This is a genomic window from Polyangium sorediatum, assembly GCF_029946465.1.
Taxonomy (GTDB): Bacteria; Myxococcota_A; Polyangia; order Polyangiales; family Polyangiaceae; genus Polyangium; species Polyangium fumosum.
The window spans coordinates 246641-266284 of the sequence record NZ_JARZHI010000006.1; the positions used below are offsets into that span (position 1 = coordinate 246641).

General features: G+C 70.1%; 17 protein-coding genes. 10 read left to right on the forward strand and 7 right to left on the reverse strand.

Annotated features, from left to right (window positions below; genetic code table 11):
* Nucleotides 1-54 precede the first annotated feature (54 nt).
* Entirely contained in the window at nucleotides 55-1092 is a 1038-nt protein-coding gene (gene ltaE, locus QHF89_RS10345) for a low-specificity L-threonine aldolase (RefSeq protein WP_136965584.1), read from the forward strand.
* Nucleotides 1089-2210 carry a tetratricopeptide repeat protein gene (locus tag QHF89_RS10350; protein ID WP_136965583.1) on the forward strand — a complete coding sequence of 374 codons (1122 nt, stop codon included), beginning with the start codon at nucleotides 1089-1091 and terminating at the stop codon, nucleotides 2208-2210. The genes ltaE and QHF89_RS10350 overlap by 4 nt, the downstream gene beginning before the upstream one ends.
* A gap of 9 nt (nucleotides 2211-2219) precedes the next feature.
* On the opposite strand, the gene QHF89_RS10355 is transcribed toward QHF89_RS10350, so the two are convergent.
* Nucleotides 2220-2612 (reverse strand): hypothetical protein, encoded by a 393-nt coding sequence (locus QHF89_RS10355; RefSeq protein WP_284720332.1) that lies wholly within the window; start codon nucleotides 2610-2612, stop codon nucleotides 2220-2222.
* A gap of 281 nt (nucleotides 2613-2893) precedes the next feature.
* Between QHF89_RS10355 and QHF89_RS10360 the strand changes: the two genes are divergently transcribed.
* From QHF89_RS10360 to QHF89_RS10390, 7 genes are all read left to right on the forward strand, one after another.
* Nucleotides 2894-3577 (forward strand): hypothetical protein, encoded by a 684-nt coding sequence (locus tag QHF89_RS10360; RefSeq protein ID WP_136931455.1) that lies wholly within the window; start codon nucleotides 2894-2896, stop codon nucleotides 3575-3577.
* 621 nt (nucleotides 3578-4198) lie between these two features.
* Entirely contained in the window at nucleotides 4199-5329 is a 1131-nt protein-coding gene (locus QHF89_RS10365) for an FHA domain-containing protein (RefSeq protein ID WP_136965582.1), read from the forward strand.
* Nucleotides 5330-5336: 7 nt separating this feature from the next.
* Nucleotides 5337-6614 (forward strand): Stp1/IreP family PP2C-type Ser/Thr phosphatase, encoded by a 1278-nt coding sequence (locus QHF89_RS10370; RefSeq protein WP_136931453.1) that lies wholly within the window; start codon nucleotides 5337-5339, stop codon nucleotides 6612-6614.
* A 54-nt stretch (nucleotides 6615-6668) separates the two neighbouring features.
* Nucleotides 6669-7697 carry a trypsin-like serine peptidase gene (locus tag QHF89_RS10375; protein ID WP_136965581.1) on the forward strand — a complete coding sequence of 343 codons (1029 nt, stop codon included), beginning with the start codon at nucleotides 6669-6671 and terminating at the stop codon, nucleotides 7695-7697.
* Nucleotides 7694-9139 carry an FHA domain-containing protein gene (locus tag QHF89_RS10380; protein WP_136965580.1) on the forward strand — a complete coding sequence of 482 codons (1446 nt, stop codon included), beginning with the start codon at nucleotides 7694-7696 and terminating at the stop codon, nucleotides 9137-9139. Before QHF89_RS10375 ends, QHF89_RS10380 begins: the two co-directional genes overlap by 4 nt.
* 5 nt (nucleotides 9140-9144) lie before the next feature.
* On the forward strand, nucleotides 9145-10668 hold the full coding sequence (locus tag QHF89_RS10385; RefSeq protein ID WP_136965579.1) for an ABC transporter permease: 1524 nt from the start codon (nucleotides 9145-9147) through the stop codon (nucleotides 10666-10668).
* Nucleotides 10665-11708, forward strand: coding sequence for an ABC transporter permease (locus QHF89_RS10390; RefSeq protein ID WP_136965578.1), 1044 nt, complete (start codon nucleotides 10665-10667; stop codon nucleotides 11706-11708). The genes QHF89_RS10385 and QHF89_RS10390 overlap by 4 nt, the downstream gene beginning before the upstream one ends.
* A 180-nt stretch (nucleotides 11709-11888) precedes the next feature.
* Here QHF89_RS10390 and QHF89_RS10395 read toward each other — a convergent pair whose 3' ends face one another.
* The 6 genes from QHF89_RS10395 to QHF89_RS10420 are packed head-to-tail and all read right to left on the reverse strand — an operon-like array spanning nucleotide 11889 to nucleotide 17980.
* Nucleotides 11889-12269 carry a hypothetical protein gene (locus QHF89_RS10395; protein ID WP_136931448.1) on the reverse strand — a complete coding sequence of 127 codons (381 nt, stop codon included), beginning with the start codon at nucleotides 12267-12269 and terminating at the stop codon, nucleotides 11889-11891.
* Nucleotides 12266-12760, reverse strand: a complete 495-nt coding sequence (locus tag QHF89_RS10400; protein WP_136965577.1) for a hypothetical protein — start codon at nucleotides 12758-12760, stop codon at nucleotides 12266-12268. The genes QHF89_RS10395 and QHF89_RS10400 overlap by 4 nt, the downstream gene beginning before the upstream one ends.
* Nucleotides 12761-12816: 56 nt before the next feature.
* Entirely contained in the window at nucleotides 12817-14610 is a 1794-nt protein-coding gene (locus QHF89_RS10405) for a PP2C family protein-serine/threonine phosphatase (RefSeq protein ID WP_136965576.1), read from the reverse strand.
* Nucleotides 14607-15893: a multiheme c-type cytochrome gene (locus QHF89_RS10410; protein ID WP_284720348.1), complete on the reverse strand. Its 1287-nt coding sequence runs from the start codon at nucleotides 15891-15893 to the stop codon at nucleotides 14607-14609. Before QHF89_RS10410 ends, QHF89_RS10405 begins: the two co-directional genes overlap by 4 nt.
* A complete protein-coding gene (locus QHF89_RS10415; protein ID WP_136965574.1) occupies nucleotides 15803-16501 on the reverse strand; it encodes a plastocyanin/azurin family copper-binding protein in 699 nt (232 codons plus the stop codon). The genes QHF89_RS10410 and QHF89_RS10415 overlap by 91 nt, the downstream gene beginning before the upstream one ends.
* A 21-nt stretch (nucleotides 16502-16522) precedes the next feature.
* Nucleotides 16523-17980 carry a cell division protein ZapB gene (locus tag QHF89_RS10420; RefSeq protein ID WP_136965573.1) on the reverse strand — a complete coding sequence of 486 codons (1458 nt, stop codon included), beginning with the start codon at nucleotides 17978-17980 and terminating at the stop codon, nucleotides 16523-16525.
* A 161-nt stretch (nucleotides 17981-18141) separates the two neighbouring features.
* On the opposite strand from QHF89_RS10420, the gene QHF89_RS10425 reads away from it, so the two are divergent.
* A complete protein-coding gene (locus QHF89_RS10425) occupies nucleotides 18142-19638 on the forward strand; it encodes an ATP-binding protein (protein WP_284720333.1) in 1497 nt (498 codons plus the stop codon).
* The last annotated feature ends 6 nt before the right edge of the window (nucleotides 19639-19644 follow it).

The window sequence follows — 19644 nt, forward strand, 5'->3', positions numbered from 1 at the left end:
CCGCCCGCGAACAAGGCGTTGCCAAGCGCGCTTCTTCGTGGGTGAAGTAGGGGCATGATTGATCTGCGCTCGGATACCGTGACGCGGCCCACCGCCGCGATGCGGGAGGCCATGGCCCGGGCCGAGGTGGGCGACGACGTCTACGGGGAAGACCCGACGGTCGCGCGCCTGGAGAAGCTCACCGCCGAGATCACCGGCAAAGCGGCGGCGTTGTTCGTGCCGAGCGGGACGATGAGCAACCAGATCGCCCTGCTCTGCCACACGCAGCGCGGCGACGAGGTGATCATCGGCGAAGGCGCGCACTGCGCGTTCTACGAGTCGGGCGCGGGCGCGGCCTGGTCCGGGGTGCAGTTCGAGGTCGCCGGGCGCGGAGGGCTCTTCGGGCCGGAGGAGCTGCAAGTGGTCATCAAGCCGCCGGCCGACTACCACCCGCGGACGCGGGTCGTTGCGCTGGAGAACACGCACAACCGAGCGGGCGGTCGGGTGTTCCCGCAGCGCGACGTGATCGCGATCGCGGAGGTCGCGCGGGCGCACGGGCTCGCGATGCACCTCGACGGCGCGCGCGTGTGGAACGCCTCGGTCGCGTCGGGGCTCTCGGTCGCGGAGCTGTGTGCGCCGTTCGACACGGTGAGTGTTTGCTTCTCAAAGGGTCTCGGCGCGCCGGTGGGATCGGCGATCTGCGGCGACGCGGCGACGATCGTACGAGCGCGTAGGTTCCGGAAGATGCTCGGCGGTGGCATGCGGCAGGTCGGCGTGCTCGCGGCGGGCGCGCTGTACGCGCTCGAGCATCACCGCGCGCGGCTCGCGGAGGATCACACCGCGGCGCGTGTGATCGGCGCGGCGATCCGCGAGGTGCCCGGGGCGAACGTGCGCGAGGTCGAGACGAACCTCGTGCAGGTGGATCTGCCCGTGGCGGCCGACGAGCTCGTCGCGGCGGCGCGCGCGCGTGGCGTGCTCGTCAGCGCATCGGGCGCGCGGCGCGTGCGCGTGGTGACGCACCTCGATCTGCCGGCGGCGCGCGTCGCCGAGGCCGCGGCTGCGCTCGCGGAAGCGACACGCGAGGTCGTCACGCGAAAGGCGACGCCCGCGTGAGCACGAAGCGCGTCGCCGGGTTCGTCCTCGCGTGGTGGCTCGTGGGGTGCGGGCCGAGCCTCGGCGACGCGTACGAGCGCTCGTTCGCCGCGGGACAGCGCGCGCATCACGCGGGGCGCTACGAGGAGGCCGCGGAGAGCTACGACGAGGCCGCGCGTGTCGCCGAGCGCGTGAAGGATCGCGACGAGGCCCTCTTCCTCGTGGCGCGTATGCACGAGCGGCGCGGCGCGCACGTCGAGGCGAAGGCCGCGCTCCAGAAGCTCGCCGAGACGTCGCCCGATGGGCCACGCGCAGGCCGCGCCGCGTTCGAGCTCGCCGATCTCGAGATCACGCACGGCGACGCGGAGCGCGGGTACGGGATGCTCTTCGACGCGACGGCGAGGCACACGAAGCACGGCCTCGCGCGCAGAGCGGTGAAGCGGATCGTGGAGCACGAGCGCGAGCGCGGCGGCGACGAGGCGGTGCTCGCGTGGGCGAAGGGGCCGGCGCGGATCCTGCGGAACACGGACCTCGAAGAGAACGTCGACTACGAAGCGGCGCTCGCGCTCGAGCGGCTCGGGCGGCTCGCGGAGGCACGCGACGCGCTCGTCGCGCTCTCCGTCGCGCACCCGTATCCGTACGGGACGCTGACGGACGACGCGCTCTGGCACGCGTCGTTGATCGAGGAGAAGCTCGGGCGTTACGAGGCGGCGATCACGCACCTGCGCACGCTGCTCGCGGCGCGCGAGTCCTCGCACCTCACGGGCAGCTACGAGCGACCGCGATACTCACCGGCGCAGATGCGCATCGCGGCGCTCTACCGCGATCGGCTGCACGACCATCGCGCCGCGCGCCGCGAGATGCACAAGCTCTACGCCGATCATCCGACGTCCGACCTGCGTGACGACGCGCTCTGGGCCGAGGCGCGCCTCGCGCACGAGGACGGCGACAAGGACGAGGCTTGCGACCTCGTCACGCGTCTGCGCAAGGATTTTTCCGACTCGCGGTACGCGCGCTGCGCGCACCTCGTCTGCGACGAAATGAGGCCCGCGCCGAACGAAAAGCCGTGCGCGGGCTACATCGAGCAAGAAGTGAGCGGACGGAAGGACGAGGATCCTGCGGATCCCGCGGCCGACTGACGGCGGACGTCAGTCCTCGTCGTCGTTCTCTTCCTCGAGCTCCTCGTCGTCTTCGTCATCGAGGTCGTCGTCGTCGTCGTCGAGGTCGTCGTCGTCCTCGACTTCTTCCTCGTCCTCTTCTTCACGCTGCTCGTACTTGAGATCGATACCCATCTCGCCGAGCTGCGTTTCAAGAAGTTCGAAGAGCTCGTCGACGTCGTCGCCGCTCCACTCGTCGAGGACGTCGGTCAAGAATTCGAAGAAGTCACCGCTGTCGAGCCGTCGCTCGATTTCTTCGACCTGCTCCTCGCTGAACGCCTCGAGGACGTCCTCGCGCAGGGCCTCCGTATCGCCTTCGTCGATCGCGTCCGCAGCGGAGAGGCGGATCTGCTTAACCGCACGCTTGTCGAGGTGGATCTCCATGAGCGTGGCTCCGTTTAGGCGACCAACCATGGCGACGTCAAGCGCGCCGATGATCGGCGAAGAGGTTTCCGAGACGTTGGCGCAGGCGCGCGCCGCGTCAAGCTGCGAGCTCCCGGAGAGCTCGGTGACCAGGACCCGCCCGCCCCACGCGTCGGGCCGCGCCTTCCCGGGCCTCGCCCGGAGCGGAAAGGGGAAGGGACGAGGAGCCCCGCCCGCGCTCCGCGAGAGGCACGCGCGCGGCGGGTTGCGGGCTCGGGCCCAGGCGCGTAGCGTGAGCGCCGGTGAGCGCGCGACGGCCCTTCGGTCTGCTCCTCTGCGCCTCTCTGCTCGCCGCCTCCGGTCCGGCGCGTGGTGAGCCGAGCGCCGCGCTGCCTCCCGCGAATGCGCCTCTTCGTGTCCTCGGGGGCGTCCGTCCACCGCCGCTGCACGTTGAGTACATCCAATACGGGGTGGCCATCGTGGCGGAGACGAACCTCGACGCGGGCGCGGTCTGCGCACCCCAAGGTGGAAAGACCGCGCCGTGCATCCTGGGCGGAGCCGGCGGGCTCGCGATCCGCGGCGGGTATCGGTCCGCCGGGCCGTGGTACATCGGCGGGGCCTACCAGTTCGCGAAGATGGACTCGAGCAACCTCTACCGGCTCGGGATCTTCCAGCAGCTCCGCTTCGAGATGCGCTACCTGCCGGACTTCGGCACCCGCGCCGCGCCTTACGCTTCCTGGGGGATCGGCGCGCTCGCGTATGGAAATGAGTGGGGCGTCGAGACGGGCGGCGGGCTGCTCTTCGGCGGCCTCGGCGTCGAAATCGAGCTCTCCCGGGTAGCGATCCTGGGCTTCGGGCTGGTGTACCGGCCGATGCTCATCGCCGGATGGACCGACACGGCGGGGGCCGTCCGGGCCACGGGCGTGGCGCACTTTTTGGGCGCCGAGTTCCAGTTCGAGATCCGCAGTGAGATCGGGCGCAGGTAGCGCGGAGCGGCCCGCGGGGCGCCCTTTTCGTGTCGGACTTGCGCTCGGGCACTTGACTCGAAAGCGCCTCCGCGGTCCTCTCGCGCTGTGATCTGCGACGTCTGCGGTCGTGAAAACGCCGACAACCTGACGTTTTGCCTGGATTGCGGCAGGCGCCTCCGGACCCAGGGGCGCGGCGTGCCGCCCACACCGCCCCACGGCATCGAACGCGTCGAGCGCGCCGCCGTCCCCGAGGTCCGAAGCACGGACGACGCGCCGAGCTCCACGCCCGCGATCGCCTCGAACCCCGCTCCCTCGGCGAACCCGACATCCGGGAACCCGACATCCGGGAGCCCGACGTCCGGGAGCCCGACGTCCGGGAGTCCGACATCCGGGAGTCCAACCTCCGGCAGTCCGACGTCCGGGAGTCCGACCTCCGGCGGCTCGGCTTCGTCGCCCAAACCCTCGGCGCCGCGCTCTCGGCCCGAGGCCCCCGCGCTCCAGTTCACCGTCTCGTTCGGCGCGGATGCGATCACGACCTGTCCGAGCTGTCGCTCGTCGAATCCGCCCGGATACCGCTTCTGCGTGACGTGTGGCGCTTCGCTTGGTCGTCCCCCGGCGGCTTCGAACGAATCCGCCGTCGTGCGTCGCGCGCCGGAGTCCGAGCCCGAGCCCGTGGCCGCGCCGCCTCCGCCTCCTTCACCTCTGCCTGCGGAGCCTCCCGCGGCGGCTCTCGCCCCCGCGCCGATCACGCAGACACCGGCGGCCCGGCCCGTGGTTCCGCGTTCCGTGGTCGCGCCGAACCTGGAGAGCACGCCGGCCACGATCCCCGACGATACGGGGGACAAGATCATCGGCGCGCCCGTCGTTGGGATCGCGACGGCCCGGACCGGCCCTCCACGGCTCGTCCGTTGTGCGCGTTGCCACGGTCATTCCGCCGAGGGCATGCGCTTCTGCAAGTACTGCGGCGCGCCGCTCGACGAGGGGGAGAAGGCCGCTGCCCGCGCGGAGGCCGAGCCCACGTTCGCCGAGCCCGTGACCGCGGGGCGCCGGGACGAGAGGCTCGTGTCGGCGTTCGTCGCCCCCGCGCCCGCGCCGTCCATCACGCCGAGCGGGCGCCTGCAGACCGGCCGGCTGGTCGTGATCGTGGAGGACGGCAGCGAAGGCAAGTCGTTTCCGCTCGTGGATCGCCAGGTCGACGTCGGCCGGTCCGAGGGGGACATCCTCCTCTCGGACGATCTGTACGTCTCCCCGCGGCATGCGCGCCTCTTGCCCCAGGGGGGTCGGTGGATCCTCCGGAATCTGCATTCCACGAACGGGGTCTACCGGCGCATCCGGGAACCGCACGCGCTGAAAGACGGCGACTTGCTCCTCCTGGGCCTCGAAGTGTTACAGTTCGAAACCGTGAACGACGCGGAGCGAGGGCTCGGGCATGCAACCCAGCATGGGACCCTGTTGTTCGGGTCTCCCTCGACCCCACGGCGCGCACGGCTCTGTCAGCGGACGGTCGAGGGCGTGACCCGCGACGTGTACCATCTGTTCCGGGATGAAACGGTGATCGGTCGAGAGGTGGGAGACATCGTTTTCACGGCCGACCCGTTCCTGTCGAGGCGGCACGCCGTCCTGCGCAGGAGCCCGATGAGCGGGGAGTTCACGATCGCGGATCTGGATTCCTCCAACGGCACCTACGTCGCGATCCGCGCGGACGTCACCCTCGACAACGGCGACTACCTACGCATCGGCCAGCACCTGTTCCGGGTGGACCTCTCGTAGTGAGCCCATGAGCGAACAAGCCTCCCGAGAGACGCAGCCCGACTCGAACCGCCCCGCGGAAAGCGCCGAGGGTCTGCCCAGCGAGCGCAAGCCGAAGAAGTCCGCTCCGATCAAGCTGCGCTTGTTCGGTCGAACGGACGTGGGTCAGGTGCGCGAGCACAACGAGGACAACTTCATCGTCGCGGACCTGACGAAGGCGAGCCGCGGCTTGATGGAGACCGATCGCAACCAGCTCGTCGGCGAGCGCGGCGTGCTGCTCGGCGTCTGCGACGGCATGGGCGGCGCGGCCGCCGGCGAGGTCGCAAGCCAGCTCGCGGTCGACATCATCTTCCAGAAGATGATCTCGGGCGAGTCGCCGAAGGATCACGACGAGCTCGCGGCGCGGCTCGTGCACGCGATCGAGTCGGCGGGCCTGCGCATCTTCAGCGAGGCGAAGCTCGATCGCACGCGGCGCGGGATGGGCACGACGTCCACCGTGTCGGCGCTCGTCGACGATCACCTCTTCATCGGCCAGGTCGGCGACAGCCGCGCGTACATCCTGCGCGGCGATCGGCTCGTGCAGGTGACGCGTGATCAGTCGCTCGTGAACCAGCTCATCGAGGCCGGTCAGCTCACCGAGGAGGAGGCCGAGACCTTCGAGCACAACAACATCATCCTGCAGGCGCTCGGCACCTCCGACAGCGTGCAGGTGGACCTCACGTTCGTCGAGCTCAAGCGCGGCGACACGCTCCTGCTTTGCTCGGACGGCCTCTCGGGCATGGTGCGCAACGAGGAGATCCGCGAGGTCCTGCGCACGATCGATGATCCGCTCGAGGTCTGCAAGACGCTCACCGATCGGGCCAACCAGGCGGGCGGTCACGACAACATCACGGTCGTCGTGTCGAAGTTCGAGGGCGAGGCGCTGCCCGAGCCGACGGAAGAGGACATCACGGGGCTGCGCTACCGCAAGTACCAGCTCCCCGAGCCCATGCCGCCGAGCTCGCTCAACGCCCCCGATCCGAGCCGCCGTGTCAAGGAGCTCGATCAGCCGAAGATTTCGGTGCCGCTCACGCCGCTGCCCTCGTCGACCTCGTCCGAAGGGAACCGCCGCGAGAGCGACTCCGAGCGACGGGAAGACGCCTCCAAGGACGGAGAGGGTCCATCTTCGTACGGGCCGCGTTCGCACGGCCCTGACGATCCGATCCACATCCCGACCGACGGCGCGCCGCAGTGGCTCATCGTCATGATGATCGCGAGTGCGCTCGCGTGTATCACGATCGCCGGCTACTACCTGCTCAAGCCCTAGCGTTCGCCCTCGCAAGCGCTGGCGAAGCCCGCCCGCCAAAAATATACTCGCGGGATGCCGAGCGAGGTGCCGCGCGAGGCGATGGACGCGGACGGTCGTGTGGACGTCGCGACCGCGCAGCGCATCGTGGAGAACGCGGTCGCGCGCGCGACGAGCGGGCCTGACAAGAGCGCGAGCATCATCGAGGCGAAGGTCGCGGAGGCGACGCGGCGAGGCGCGCGGCTGAACGCGCTGCTCGCGTTTGGCGTGGCCGTGACGCTGGTCGCGCTCGGGGTGGCGGCCTTCGTCGTGTATCGATCGCAGCGCGCAGCGGCGATCCTGACGACCGAGGCGGGGCTCGGCGCGCGTCCGGTGGCGGCGCCCGTGGGCACGTTGCCGACGAAGGTGCTCTCGGGGCGCGAGATCTACGAGCAGAACAAGGGCGCGCTTTACGTCCTCGCGTACAAGCAGAACCGCCTCATCAGCGGCTGCTGCAGCGCCTTCGCGATCGACAAGAACCAGCTCGTGACGAACGCCCACTGCGTCACGTCGTGCGGAGCCCGCGGCGGAAAGCCCGTGGTCGTGCAGAACGAGTCGGCGGGGAAGGTCGAGCTCGAGGTCGTCGCGCAGCGCGCGCACCCGACCTACAGCACCTCGTCGAAGCGCGCGGACACACCCGACGTGGCGCTGCTGCGTGTGAAGGGGACGTTGCCCGGGGCCGTCACGCTGGCGAGCGACGCGGAGCTGCGCGCGCTCGGGCCGGGCGATGACGTGTACGTGCTCGGCTTCCCTGGGCGGGTGATGGATCCGGTGAGCCCGTCGGCGACGTTCTTGAGCGGGCACCTCGGCCGGCTGATGGGCTTCGACGAGCAGGCCACGTCGGCGGACAAGGCCGCGGTGATCTTGCACGACGCGGTCACGCGCGGCGGCAACAGCGGCAGCCCGATCTTCAACCAGTACGGCCACGTCGTCGGCGTTCACGCGGCCCACGTGGACGACGAGGAAAACATCTCCATCGACGGGCAGAAGACGACGATCGTGCAAGCCTCTCCCTACCGCATCGGCATGCGGATCGATCTCGTCCGCGGGGTGCCCACGCCGTGAACCTTCGGATCGTGCACATCGCAGGGCAAAGAGCGGGGACGTCGCAGATCTTCGAACGTGACGTCGTGCGGCTCGGCCGCGCGCCGGACAACGACGTCGTCTTCGACGCGAACCACGATCGCGAGGCGAGCGGCCATCACGCGGAGCTGCGTCGCGAAGGCGGCGCGTGGTACGTCGTGGATCTCGGCAGCCGCAACGGGACGTTCGCCGGCGGGCAGCGGGTCCATCAGCGGCACCCGCTCGCCTCGGGGACCGAGGTGAGCTTCGGCGCGAAGGGCCCGCGGATCCTGATCGAGCTCGTGCCCGCCGCGCCGCCGATGGCGCCTCTCCCACCGATGCCGCCGATGCAGCCGCCGCCGCTGGGCATCGCGCCCGCCGCGGCGCCGCCGCGCATGCAGATCGCGCAGGCCGTGCAGCCGGCGCCGCCGGCGGGCGCGCGCGTCGGGCAACGGACGATCGCGATGATGATCTCGCAGGCCGTGGCCGTGGCGAGCGGGCGCCAGAAGTTCGGGCGGACGGCGGAGCTCAACGCGATCGTCGAGGAGAAGGTCACGGCGGCGACGGCGTCGCAACGCAGGACGGCGTACGTGCTCGGCGCGCTCCTCGTGGTCGCGCTGCTCGCGCTCGGCGGGCTCATCTTCTGGAGCACACGCTCGCAGGACGAGATCCAGCACCTGCGCGAGGAGCTCGCGCAGATGCCGCCCGAGGATCCGCGCCGCAAGGAGATCGAGGGGCGGCTCGGCAACCTCCACCCGTCGAACGCGAGCTTCGGCCGAAACCTCTACGACCGATCGAAGAAGGGCATCTTCATGCTCGCCTCGAAGGGCGAGGGCTTCTGCACGGCGTTCGCCGTCCGGCCCTCGATGCTCGCGACGAGCGCGCACTGCATCCAGGAGGCGAAGGCGAAGGGCTCGGTGGTCGCGCTGGAGAACGAGGGGCGCGGGCAGGCGCGCTTCGACGTGATCGAGATGCGCACGCACCCGAGCTATCGCCCGACCGATCAGGAGAGCATCACGCCCGACGTCGGCGTCGTGACCATCCGGGGCCGCTCGGCCGTCGTGCTGGAGATCGCGACGAAGCAAGAGCTCTCGGGGATGGGCGCAGGCGACGACGTCTACCTCATCGGCTTTCCCGGCCGCTTGATGGACACGACGAACCCCGCCGCGACGTTCCTCGCCGCGCACATCGGCCGCGTCACGAGCGCGTCCGGCCGTCCCGCGGCATACCAGGACGCCTGGCTCGTGCAGCACGACGCCGCGACGACACGCGGCTCGAACGGAAGCCCCGTCTGGAGCGGCCAGGGCAAGGTGATCGCGGTGAACTCGGGCGGCTACCTCGAAGAGGGCGAGGAGAAGATCGCAGGTCGGAAGACGGAGGTCGTGAAGGCCTCGCCGTACAAGTTCGGCATGCGGATCGATCTCGTCGAGGCGCTGCTCAAGTAGGCACGATGCTCAGGCTGGCGATCCGCAGGCTGCTCCTCATTCTTCCGACGTTGATCGGGGTCTCGATCGTCACGTTCCTGTTCCTCTCGTACGTCCCCGATCCGACGGACGATCCGGCGCTCGCCGTCACGCCCTCCGAGCGGGCGCGCCTTCGCCGCGAGCGATTCCTCGACCTGCCGCGCTTCGTGAACCTCGGGACCCGCGACGTCCGCGCGCGCGCCGCCGAGGCGATGCGCGCGATCGTCGACGGCGACGTCGCGCAAAAAGCGCAGGGGCAGGAGGAGCTCGCGCGTCTGGGCGGCGCGGCGCTGCCACACGTGCTTCCCGCGCTCGACTCGCTCGCGCCCGGGCCACGCGCCGAGGTCGCGCTCGCGCTCGCGCCGATCGGCGAGCGGATGGGCTTCACGGGCGAGCGGCTCTCGGATCCGACGCGCGCGGTGGCGTTCTGGACACGCTTCTGGGACGACCGCGGCATCGAGTTCCGCCGCGCGTCCGTGCGCAGCGCGGTCCGCAGGCTCTCGCGGTACGGCAGCACGACGCGCGCGGCCGAGCTCCGCGAGCTCGACACGTTCGTGCTGGAGGACGTCCTCGGCGCGCTCGAGCACCCGACCGACGCCGCTTCGTTCGAGCGGGCGCGGGTCCTCGTCGACATCGCCGCGCACGTCACGGGCCGCGACGATCGCATCACGCCCGGCGACGACTACGCCACGGCCCTTGCCACCGTCGAGCGGTGGGGCTCGTTCTGGATGGTCTACAAGAACGACTTCGTGACGCTCGACGGCCCCTCGCGGTTCGCGGCCATCGTGCTCGAAACGCGCTACGGCAAGTGGGCGCTCGGCGCCGTCACGCGTCGGCTCGGCGTGGGCTTCGACGGCAAGCCCGTCCTCGACGGCCTCACGCGGCGCGCGCCGATCACGCTCACGCTCGTGTTCGGCGCGATCGCGCTGGCGTATGCGGCGGCTTTGCCGATCGGGCTCCTCGGCGCCGCGTCGCGCGGGCGGCGTCGCGACGGGATCACGGCGGCCATCGTGCTCGTGTTTTACGCGATCCCGACGGCGGTTTTCGCGATCCTGGCGGCGCGGGGATCCCATGGGCACGGGCTCTTCTTGCCCACGGTCGTGCTCGCGCTTGGCCTCGTGGCCGCGCCGGCGCGCCAGGCGCGCGCGGGCCTCGCGTCGGCGTTCGCGCAGGACCACGTGCGCGCCTCGCTCGCGCGGGGGGCGAGCCGCGCGCGTGCGCTTTTCGTTCACGCGCTCCCCGGCGCGCTCCTCCCGGTCGTCACGCTCGCCACGCTTGAAGCACCGATGGCGCTCGGCGGCGCCTTCGTCGTCGAGCGCGTCTTTGGCCTCGAAGGCCTCGGCGCGGCCACGATCGTCGCCGTGCAGTCGCGCGACACGAGCTGGCTCATGGCCGTCTCGATCTTCATGGCCGCGACTGCGACGATCGGGGTCATCATGACGGACCTCGTGTACACCACGCTCGATCCGCGGCTCGCGCAGAGCATCCTGCGCCAGAGGCCGCGCACATGAGCCACCGCACGCTCGTCCTTCGGCGTGTCGCCCACAGCCGCCGCGCGGGCCTCGGCGCCGTGCTGCTCGGCTTGCTCGTGCTCGTCGGCGTCTTCGCCGAACTCCTCGCTGCGCCTGCGCCGCTCTTTGCGGTTGGGCCGCGAGGCGTCGAGTTCCTCCCCGCGATCGTTCACGCCGAGCGCTACGAGCAGCTCTCCGAAGACGAGATCACGCGCTCGTATGCGGACGCCTTCGCCGTCTGGCCCCTCGTGCGATCTGGCCCGAAGGCGTCGAGCGTGGCGGGCCCCCTCGCGCCCTCGTCCCGCGCGCACCCGCTCGGCACCGACGAGAAGGGCCGTGACCTCTTCGCGCGCCTCGTCTACGGCGCGCGCACTGCGCTCGGCCTCTCGCTCGTCGCCGTCCTCGTGAGCGCGGTCCTCGGCGTCCTCCTCGGCGGCCTCTCGGGCATCCGCGGCGGCACCTCGCGTGACGTCCTCGTGCGCCTCGTCGAGACCATCGACACCTTCCCGGCCATCCTCGTCGTCGCGCTCGTGCGCGCCATCGAGCACGAGCCCTCGGCGCTCTCGCTCGTGCTCGCCGTGGCCTTCGTGCGTTGGGCCGAGGTCGCGCGCCTCGTGCACGCGGAGACCTTGCGCGGCGCCACCGAGGATTACGCCCTCGCCGCGCGCGCCCTCGGCGCCTCTCGCGCGCGCATCTTCCTCCGCCACGTGCTCCCGAACGCGCTCGGCCCCGTCACCGTCAGCTCGGTGTTCGGCGTGGCGTCCGTCGTGCTCCTGGAAGCCGCGATCTCGTTCCTGGAGATGGGCGCGCCGACATCGGCGGCGTCCTGGGGCGAGACGCTCGCGCAGGGCGCGCGAAACCCCGCGGCGCTTCGTTTGCTCGTCCTGCCGGCCCTCTTGCTGCTCGTGACCGTGGGCGGCTCGTACCTCGTCGCCGATGCGCTGCGCGACGCGATGGACCCGCGCGCGGCCCGAAAGCGACGGGACGAAACGTACGGTTCGTTCGGTCGTTCCGCGGACGAGCCACACGTATCCCGATGACGATACGTCACCATCCGTGATGGGCTTGCAACGCGTCGCGCACCCGACGTACTTTGAAAAAAGCCCGGTCTCCTTGGAAGGCTTGGGCTCGGCCCGGCGTGCTGACCAACCTCGCCGGGCCTCTTTTCATTTCAGCCCCAAGGATCGATCACGCCGGGGGAGGCGAGGACGCGCGCGGCGTCACGACTCGACGGAGATGAGATCCACCGCGAAGCATCGGAGCGCGTGCAGGCTGCGGCGCTGCCAGTGCATCTCCGGGTTCGACAAGAGCCGGATCTTGTACTCCTTGCTCCGCTCGAGATCGCCGATCTCGCTGATCCAAGTCACGAAGCTCTTGAAGCAGGACGAGTTCATGAACTCGAGGTTGCGGAAATCCACCTGCACCTCGGTGGCGCTGATCCGCTGCGCCTCGGCGTGCACGCGCGGCAGCAGCGTATCCAGGCTGTCTTTGGCGGCCATGTCCGCGTTGCCCGAGAGGCGCAGGACGAGCGAGCGGCCCTCCGCGCGCACGTTCGCCGAGAAGTCGCGGAGCGCGACCGAGAGATCCGACGCCGCGCTCACGAGCGCCTCCGCGCCGTGACGGTCGTCTGCGCCAGGATCGTGACCCTGTCGTCCTCGATGGTGTGGCTCATCGTCATCTCTCCTTCGGCACGCACGCGCACGAGGCCGAGCCCCGAGCCCACCTTCCGCTTGGCGCTGCGCGCCATCGCGATCTGGTAGTGGCCGAAGGGATCGTCGTGCAGGCTCATCTCCCCGAAGATAGTGGCAACCGCGGCGATGTGCTCGGGCTTCGCCCGGTTCATGAGCCGGATGGAGACCGTGCTCGATGCCTCTCCCGGCTCGAACTTGACGGACAAAAACGTCGCGCCGTCGCTCGCGTATTTGACGGCGTTCTCCAGGAGCTCGTGGGTCGCGAGCGCGATGCGCGACACCGTGTCGTGGTCCTCGATCATCCGCTCGTAAAAGTCGGACAGGAACCTACGGACGATGGAGATGAGCTCGACATTGGGCTGGAACGTCAGCTCGAACGCGGTCGGTGTCTCGGTCATCATCTTTCGCGTTCCTGGATTCAGGTCGCGGCTGTGCGGAGCGCGACGCTCAATCTATCTCAGCCTTCGGCGCTCGTCTCGCTCGCCCTGAAGCGCACGACGACGAGCGTCACGTCGTCCTCCTGGACGCGGGCGAAGCGGGCCACGTCGTCGAGGATCACGTCGCGGATTCGCTCCACGGGCTCGCCCGCGAGCGCCTGGATTTGCTGGGTGAGCCGCTCCATCCCGTACATCTCGCCCGACGCGCTCCGCGCCTCCGTCACGCCGTCCGTGTAAAGCACCATCACGTCGCCGTCTTCGAGGACGAGCTCGTCGTCTTGCACCGTCCGCGCGACGTCGCGCATCGCGCCGACCCAGGGGCCGAGCGTGGGGATCATCTCGACCTTCCCGGTGCGCGCGCGCAGGATCAGGATGTCCTCGTGCGCCCCGGCGAACACCACGCGTCCGCTCCGGTGGTAGCGCATCACCGTCAGCGTGACGTGCTCGTCGTTGCGCAGGCGGTTGCGGATGTTGTCGTAGAGCACGAGGTTCAGCACGCGCACGAGGTCCTTCGGCCGCGCCGACGGATCCTCCCGCCCGAGCGCGGCGATCGCGCTTTGCACCATGAGCATCACGAGCCCCGATTGCAGGCCGTGCCCGGCCACGTCGCCGATCGCGAGGATGCCGCCGCCTTCCACGGGGAACACGTCGTAGTAGTCGCCGCCGACCTCGCTCGCCGGGATCATCCGCGCCGCCACGTCGAGCCCTGGCACGTCGAGGCGCCGCGGCAGGATCGACGTCTGGATCCGTGCGCTGATCTCGAGCTCCTTTTCGAGCCGCTCCTTCGCCGCCATCTGCTCGCGTGACTCCGCGAGCTCGCGCGCCATCCGGTTCATCGCCTCGCCGAGCGCGCGGATCTCCGTCGGCCCGGACGTGGTCGCTTGTGTGTCGAGCTTCCCGCGCGCCACGTCGCCCACGAACGCCATGAGCCCGTCGAGCGGGCGCGAGAGCCTGCGCGAGAGCACGATCGCGAGCGCCGCCGCAGCCGCGAGCGCGACGAGCGCGATGAGCGCCACGCGCACCTCGAGCTCGCGGGACGGCACGAGCGCGCGATCGAGCGAACGCGCGAGGTGAACGGTCCGCTTCGCGCCCGGGCCCGTATCCAGCGTCCGCGACGTCGACAGATAGGGCCCGCCCTCGGGCGCGGACGGCGTCGTGAACATCCGGAGCACCTCGCTCGACGCGTCCCTCCCATCTTCGAGCTTCGAATGCGCCACCACCGTGGCCCCATCCGTCACCGCCACGAGGCTCCCCGTCTGGAGACGCACCTCCTCGGCGAGCGCATGGTCGAGCTTGAAGCCGAGCACCAGCACGCCGACCGTCTCGGTCCCGAACGAGAGCCGCCGCGCGACCACCTCGTAGAGCTTCCCCTCGTTCGTCCAGAGCCCGGACCTCTCGCCCTCGCGCAGCGCGCCCGCCACGATCGGATCCTTCGACATGTCGAAGCCCGACGCCTTCGGATCGGCCACGTCCGCGAGCAGGATCCCCGTCCCGTCCGTCATCAGGAAGAGATCACTCTTCACGGCTTTGCAGAGCTCGTCGGCCACGCCGTAGACCGTCTCCGGCGACACGTCCTCCGTCGCCACGACGGCCTTGAGCCGCGGCTCTTCCGCCACCACGTGCGCCTTCGTCGCGTGCGCGCGCAGCCGCTCGGTGCGATGCGATTCGAACACGCGCGCGCTCCGTTCGAGCGCCTCCCCGAGCTCCTCCCTTGCGCGCCGCTCCAGCACGAACGCCGCGCTTCCCGCCGTGGCCACCGTGATCGCCGCGATGAGGAGCACGATCCAGAGCAGCAACGCGCTCCGGAACTTCATGGCCGCGCCACCACCGTCTTCGGCAGGTGCTCGCGCCCCTTGCCGCTTCGTTTTCCGCCGAACGGCATCTCGATCTTCCCCATCGTACGCTCCTCCGCGGGCACGCCGAGCGCCTCCGCGAGCGCGGGCGAGACGGAGCGCCACGCCACCTCGATCACGAGCGAACCCGCCCGCGGCGCGTCGAGCTCGAACGTGAACGTGCGTGACTCGCCCGCGGCGATCCGCTCGTCGCTCTTCTCCGCTCGCGCCGCGTAAAACGGCACCTCGCGCCCTGCTTCATCCACGAGCACCCGCCCGATCGTGCGCTCCTCACGCGCTTGCGCGTGACCCTTCTCGTCGAGCGCCTGCACGCGCACGACGACCTGCCTCCCCGGCAACCCCGACGGCACCGCGTGCCCTGCGCCTTCGTTCTTCAGCACCACGGAGACCACCAGTGTACCTGCTCGATCGGTCGCCGACGCCACGATCCCGAGCGCCTTGCGCACGAGCTCGCCCTTCTCGCCCATGAACCCGTGATGCCCGACGCGCACCTTCCGCTCGCTGCCCGTCGCCGCGTGGGTCACCTCCGGCGGCATGTGGCACTCCTGGCACGCCGTCCCCGACACCGAGAAGCTCGACGCGCGCCACTCGGCGTACTCATTGATGATCGGCAGGCTCTTCCCATCCGCGAGCGGCATCGAGAACGTGTGGCAGCCGCCGCAGACGCGCGCGTCGCGGAACCAGGGCGCGCAGCCCATCCTGTGGAAGTAGTTGTCCTTGCCGTCGCAATACGGCCCGAACTTCCGGTTTCCTTGGAGGTCGAACGAATAACGTGGCTCGGCCGCCGCCTCCCCGACGTCGCGGATCGCGTGGCACGCCTCGCACGTCACGCCCTCGTCGACGGCCCTCTCCGCTGGATCCGTGAGCGTCGCGAGCGGCGCGTGGCACCCCTCGCAACTGGCGTTCTTCGAGCGATCCCGCATCGCGACGTAAAGCGGCGAGCTCCGCGCCCGCGCGTGCCCCGACGTCTTCCACTCCGCGTGGAGCATGCCGTGGCACTCGCCGCATCGATCGGCGGGGAACGCGCGCGGGCGCGGCGGTTCGAGGGCGGGCTTGTCCGGGGACGCGGGCGCTTCGAGGTTCGTTCCCGCGCGCTCGGAGCCTCCCGGCGGCGCGGAGGGATTGCAGGCGAACGTGCAGGCGAGGAGCGCCGTTACTTGTACCGGCCGTATGGCGTCCCGTCCTTTCTCATGTGCCGCTTCGGCGCCGCGCCTTCCGTGATCGTCGGCTTGAACGACGCCGATCCGCCCGCCGTCACCGTCACCTCGCCGCGCACCTCCGGCGCGTGCGCTTGCCACGCCACGACCGGGTAGGTCCCCACGGGCACGTTCTTGATCTGGAACGATCCATCCGCGCCCGTCACGGCGTAGAAGCCGTTGTCGAGCACCTTGATCTTCGTGACCATGTGCGGGTGGATGTTGCAGTAGACGTCCACCACGCCGGCCTCGCGGAACGTGACGGACTTGCTCTCGCCGCTCTTGTAGAGCCCGAGATCGAAGCGCGCCGCCTTCGAGACCGAAAAGACGTTGTGGAAGACCTTGTCGTCGTTCGGGAACTCGACGGTCGTCCCCTTCACGATGACCATCAGCCCCGGCGTGAACGTCAGGTTCTTCTGACGGATCTCGCGCTTGCCGGCCGGGGCGGGCGCGCCGGGCACGTTCTCCAGGTAGAGCACGACGCCCGATCGATCGGCCTTCGGCGCGTCGTCCACGAGGACCGTGACCACGCCCGAGACGTTGCCCACGGCCGGCGCCTCGGCGCGGCTCACGCGCGGGGAGAAGGAGACGGTGAGCGGGAGCGCCACCGCGGAGAGGCTGATCACGAGGCCTAGGAGACGAGAGCCGAGACGCATGCGCCATTCTCCTCGGGAGCTTCAGTATTTCAGGAGCATCGAGCTCGTGAACACGTCGTTCGGAAACTGGGGGGCGCGGCCCAGCTCGCGGTTCAGATTGTACTCGGCCTTCAGGATGAGGTGGGTACCGAGCTCCATCCGCACCCCGGCCGTCGCGCGCAGGACCTGCGACTGGTAGACGAAGCTCACGCCGCTCCGATGTACCGCGTCGCGCACGTCGACCCGCGCATAAGGCGTGAGCCAGTTCAGCACCCGATAGCCCACCTGGACATAAGCTCCGCGGTACCGGAGGCAGGGGGCGAGGCCACATTTCGTGTCCCCCTGCGCGCTCTTCCCATCGACCACGCCCTGCAGGAACTCGGCCGTCACATCGAAATCGTGCCAATCGAGGTGCAGGTCCACGCCGACGTGCGTGTGCATCGCGTCCTCGGCGCTTTGCAGGTCCTGCGCGCCGATCGAGCCCGACAGACCGACCTCGAGCCCCGCGCCGAGCGGCGCGCGCGAGGCGATGCGGCCCGCCACGGTCTTCCAGTCGTTTCGATCGATTTCGCCGTGAAAGGGAAACGTCTCGCTCCCATGGCTGCCGTTCGTCACGGCCACGTTCAGGATCATCGCGCCGTCCCAGAATTTCCCGCGCGCCTTCAGCCCGAGCGGCGATCCGCAGGTGTATCGGCAGAGCAAGGACGGCGTCACGGTGAGCCGGTCGGTCGCCTCGCGGCTGCGGTACTCCCAGCCGAGCACCGAATCGAACTTCCCGGCATAAAGGCTGAGCTCGAAGCGCTCGATCGGGACGAGATACTCGGCGTACGCGAGCTTCACGTCGATGAAATCGCCGAGCGCGCGATCCCCCGGCACCGACACGTCCCGCCCCCGAGGCGCGAAGTCGATCGACGCCGTCAACGTGAGGTCCTCGTGCGGCGCCGCGAAGAGCTGCATGTTCAGCGCGTTCACCGCGAACGACGATTTGCCGCCGCTATCGATCGCGTCGAACGTGAGCGCCCGCGATTCGCCCGTGTCCGCCGGCTCGCCGCGCGCGTTCACCATCGTCGAGAGCGGGTCACCATAAAAGACCCACGACGCCGGGATGTCGCCCTCGTACTCCGGGAAATACCGGTATCCGCGGTCGCTCCGTATGCCCGCGCCCGTCCCTGTCGCCCGGAAAAAACCGAAGTCGAGGTAGCCCCCGAGCCGGCTCGCGATCGGCAGGAGCTTTGCGATCTGCTGATCGAAGAAGCTCGCGTCGTCCTCGAGCTTCGCGACCTTCTCCCGCGTTGCTTCGTTCTGCTTTGCTGCGCGCTCGAGCTCCGCCACGCGCGCGCGCATGCGGCGGTTCTCCTCTTCGAGCGCGTCGAGCCGCTCCATCGCGGTCCGCTCACGCGCCTCCGGCGCGCCCTTTCCATCCCCGTCCGCGGCCCGCGTCGTACGAGGCACGATTCCGACGACGGACAGGAAGAGCACGATCCCGAGCGGCTTCCTCATGACCTCTGCTCCGACGCGCGACCCTACAGGGACCGAACGGCCCCGTCGAGCGCTGATTGCGCTCCCGCTTCGCTCTTTGCTTCGGGTATGATGCCTCCCGTCCAGGGGGCGCATTTGTTGTCCAAACCCGTGAGCGATCCTGCCGTGCGGCGAGAGGCCTTTTGAGCCCGGCCGCGCTTCCCAGCGAGCTGCTCGGCCGTTTCCGCGGCGTGGCGCTCGAACGGCTCGACCGCGTCGAGGGCGATTGGGGCAACTTCATGCACGGCGAGGGCGCGCCCGAGGTCGCCGCCGCGATGCAGCAGGAACTGCACACACTCAAAGGCGAAGCCCGGATGATGCACTTCGGCGGGCTCGCCACGCTCTGTCACGCCCTCGAAGGCCTCGTCGCGGCTGTGGCGCGGCGCGGCCGGCGCGTGCCCGAAGAGGTCGACCTCGTCGTGACCATGGCCATCCGCTTCATGGTCGTGATGCTCCGCCGCAAAGACGCGGCCCCGAGCGCCGGCATGGATGTCGAGGGGTTCGTCCATCAGATCGAGGAGGTCCTCGCCGAGGTCTCGGCCGACGAGCCCGAAAACCCCCCGCGCGTGCCCGGGTCCCGCAGCGCCGTCGTTGATCTCCCCGATCGTGTATCGATGGCCACGCAGCGGCGCCTCGCGGCCCTCGCGGTGCGCGTGTTTTTGGAGCACGTCGCGGCCGGGCGCGCGCGCGGGCGGCTCGGCGACGTCGTCCGCGCGCTCTCCGCGGAGGTCACCTCGCTCTCGGCCGTCACCCTCGCGCCGCGGCTCGCGCCGCACGAGGAGGCGGCGCGTGTCCTCGCGGAGAGCCTCGGCAAGGAGGTCCGCGTCGCCTTTGCCGTGGACGACGTGCGCGTCCGCGCCGAGGTCGCCGAGTCGGTCGAAGTCGTCCTCCTGCATGCGCTCCGCAACGCGGTGGATCACGGCATCGAGCGGCCCGAGGCGCGTAGGGACGCGGGCAAAACGCCCGAAGCGTCGATTTGTGTCTCGGCGCGGCAAAAGGGCGGCGAGATCGAGATTTCGGTCGAGGACGACGGCGCGGGCGTGAACCTCGAAGCCGTGCGGGCGCGGGCGATCGACCTCGGCCTCTCCACGCCGGAGATCGCCCTGCGTGCCGAGGACGACGAGCTCACGGAGCTGCTCTTTCGTCCCGGCCTGTCCACGCGGACCGAGGTCACGGACGTCTCGGGCCGCGGCATCGGCCTCGACGCGGCGCGCGCCGCCATCCAGCGGGTCGGCGGGTGTATCTCCATCACCACGCGCCGCGGCCAGGGCACGACGCTCCGGCTCCGCGTCCCTCAGGCGAGCCATGTGCTCCCCGTCATTTGTTTTCCTGCGCGGGGCGCCGACCTCGTCCTTGCCGTGGCGACCGGGCCCGGCGTTCGTGTCTTGCCGGCCGAGGGAGGGATGCCCGCTCTCGATCCTGTGGAATACTTCGATATGGCGCCACCGGGCGGCGCGCAGAGCGGCGAGGGCGTGCGGATCGAGGTTCGGCGTGGGGAGGAACGCTTCACGCTTCGTGCAGGCGGCGAGCCGTACGCGGCCGTAGCGACGCGCCTCTGCCCGACGGCCGACGATTGCCCTGCCGAGATCGTGACGGTCGACGGGGCCGACGTCCTGCTCGTGCGGCCCGAGGTATTCTGAGCCGTC

Bases quoted from the DNA above. Each gene is read 5' to 3' on its own strand.
- QHF89_RS10390 (WP_136965578.1), top strand. From the start codon at position 10,665: ATGAGCCACCGCACGCTCGTCCTTCGGCGTGTCGCCCACAGCCGCCGC.
- QHF89_RS10400 (WP_136965577.1), bottom strand. From the start codon at position 12,760: ATGATGACCGAGACACCGACCGCGTTCGAGCTGACGTTCCAGCCCAAT.
- QHF89_RS10420 (WP_136965573.1), bottom strand. From the start codon at position 17,980: ATGAGGAAGCCGCTCGGGATCGTGCTCTTCCTGTCCGTCGTCGGAATC.
- QHF89_RS10370 (WP_136931453.1), top strand. From the start codon at position 5,337: ATGAGCGAACAAGCCTCCCGAGAGACGCAGCCCGACTCGAACCGCCCC.
- ltaE (WP_136965584.1), top strand. From the start codon at position 55: ATGATTGATCTGCGCTCGGATACCGTGACGCGGCCCACCGCCGCGATG.
- QHF89_RS10355 (WP_284720332.1), bottom strand. From the start codon at position 2,612: ATGGAGATCCACCTCGACAAGCGTGCGGTTAAGCAGATCCGCCTCTCC.
- QHF89_RS10415 (WP_136965574.1), bottom strand. From the start codon at position 16,501: ATGCGTCTCGGCTCTCGTCTCCTAGGCCTCGTGATCAGCCTCTCCGCG.
- QHF89_RS10385 (WP_136965579.1), top strand. From the start codon at position 9,145: ATGCTCAGGCTGGCGATCCGCAGGCTGCTCCTCATTCTTCCGACGTTG.
- QHF89_RS10375 (WP_136965581.1), top strand. From the start codon at position 6,669: ATGCCGAGCGAGGTGCCGCGCGAGGCGATGGACGCGGACGGTCGTGTG.
- QHF89_RS10405 (WP_136965576.1), bottom strand. From the start codon at position 14,610: ATGAAGTTCCGGAGCGCGTTGCTGCTCTGGATCGTGCTCCTCATCGCG.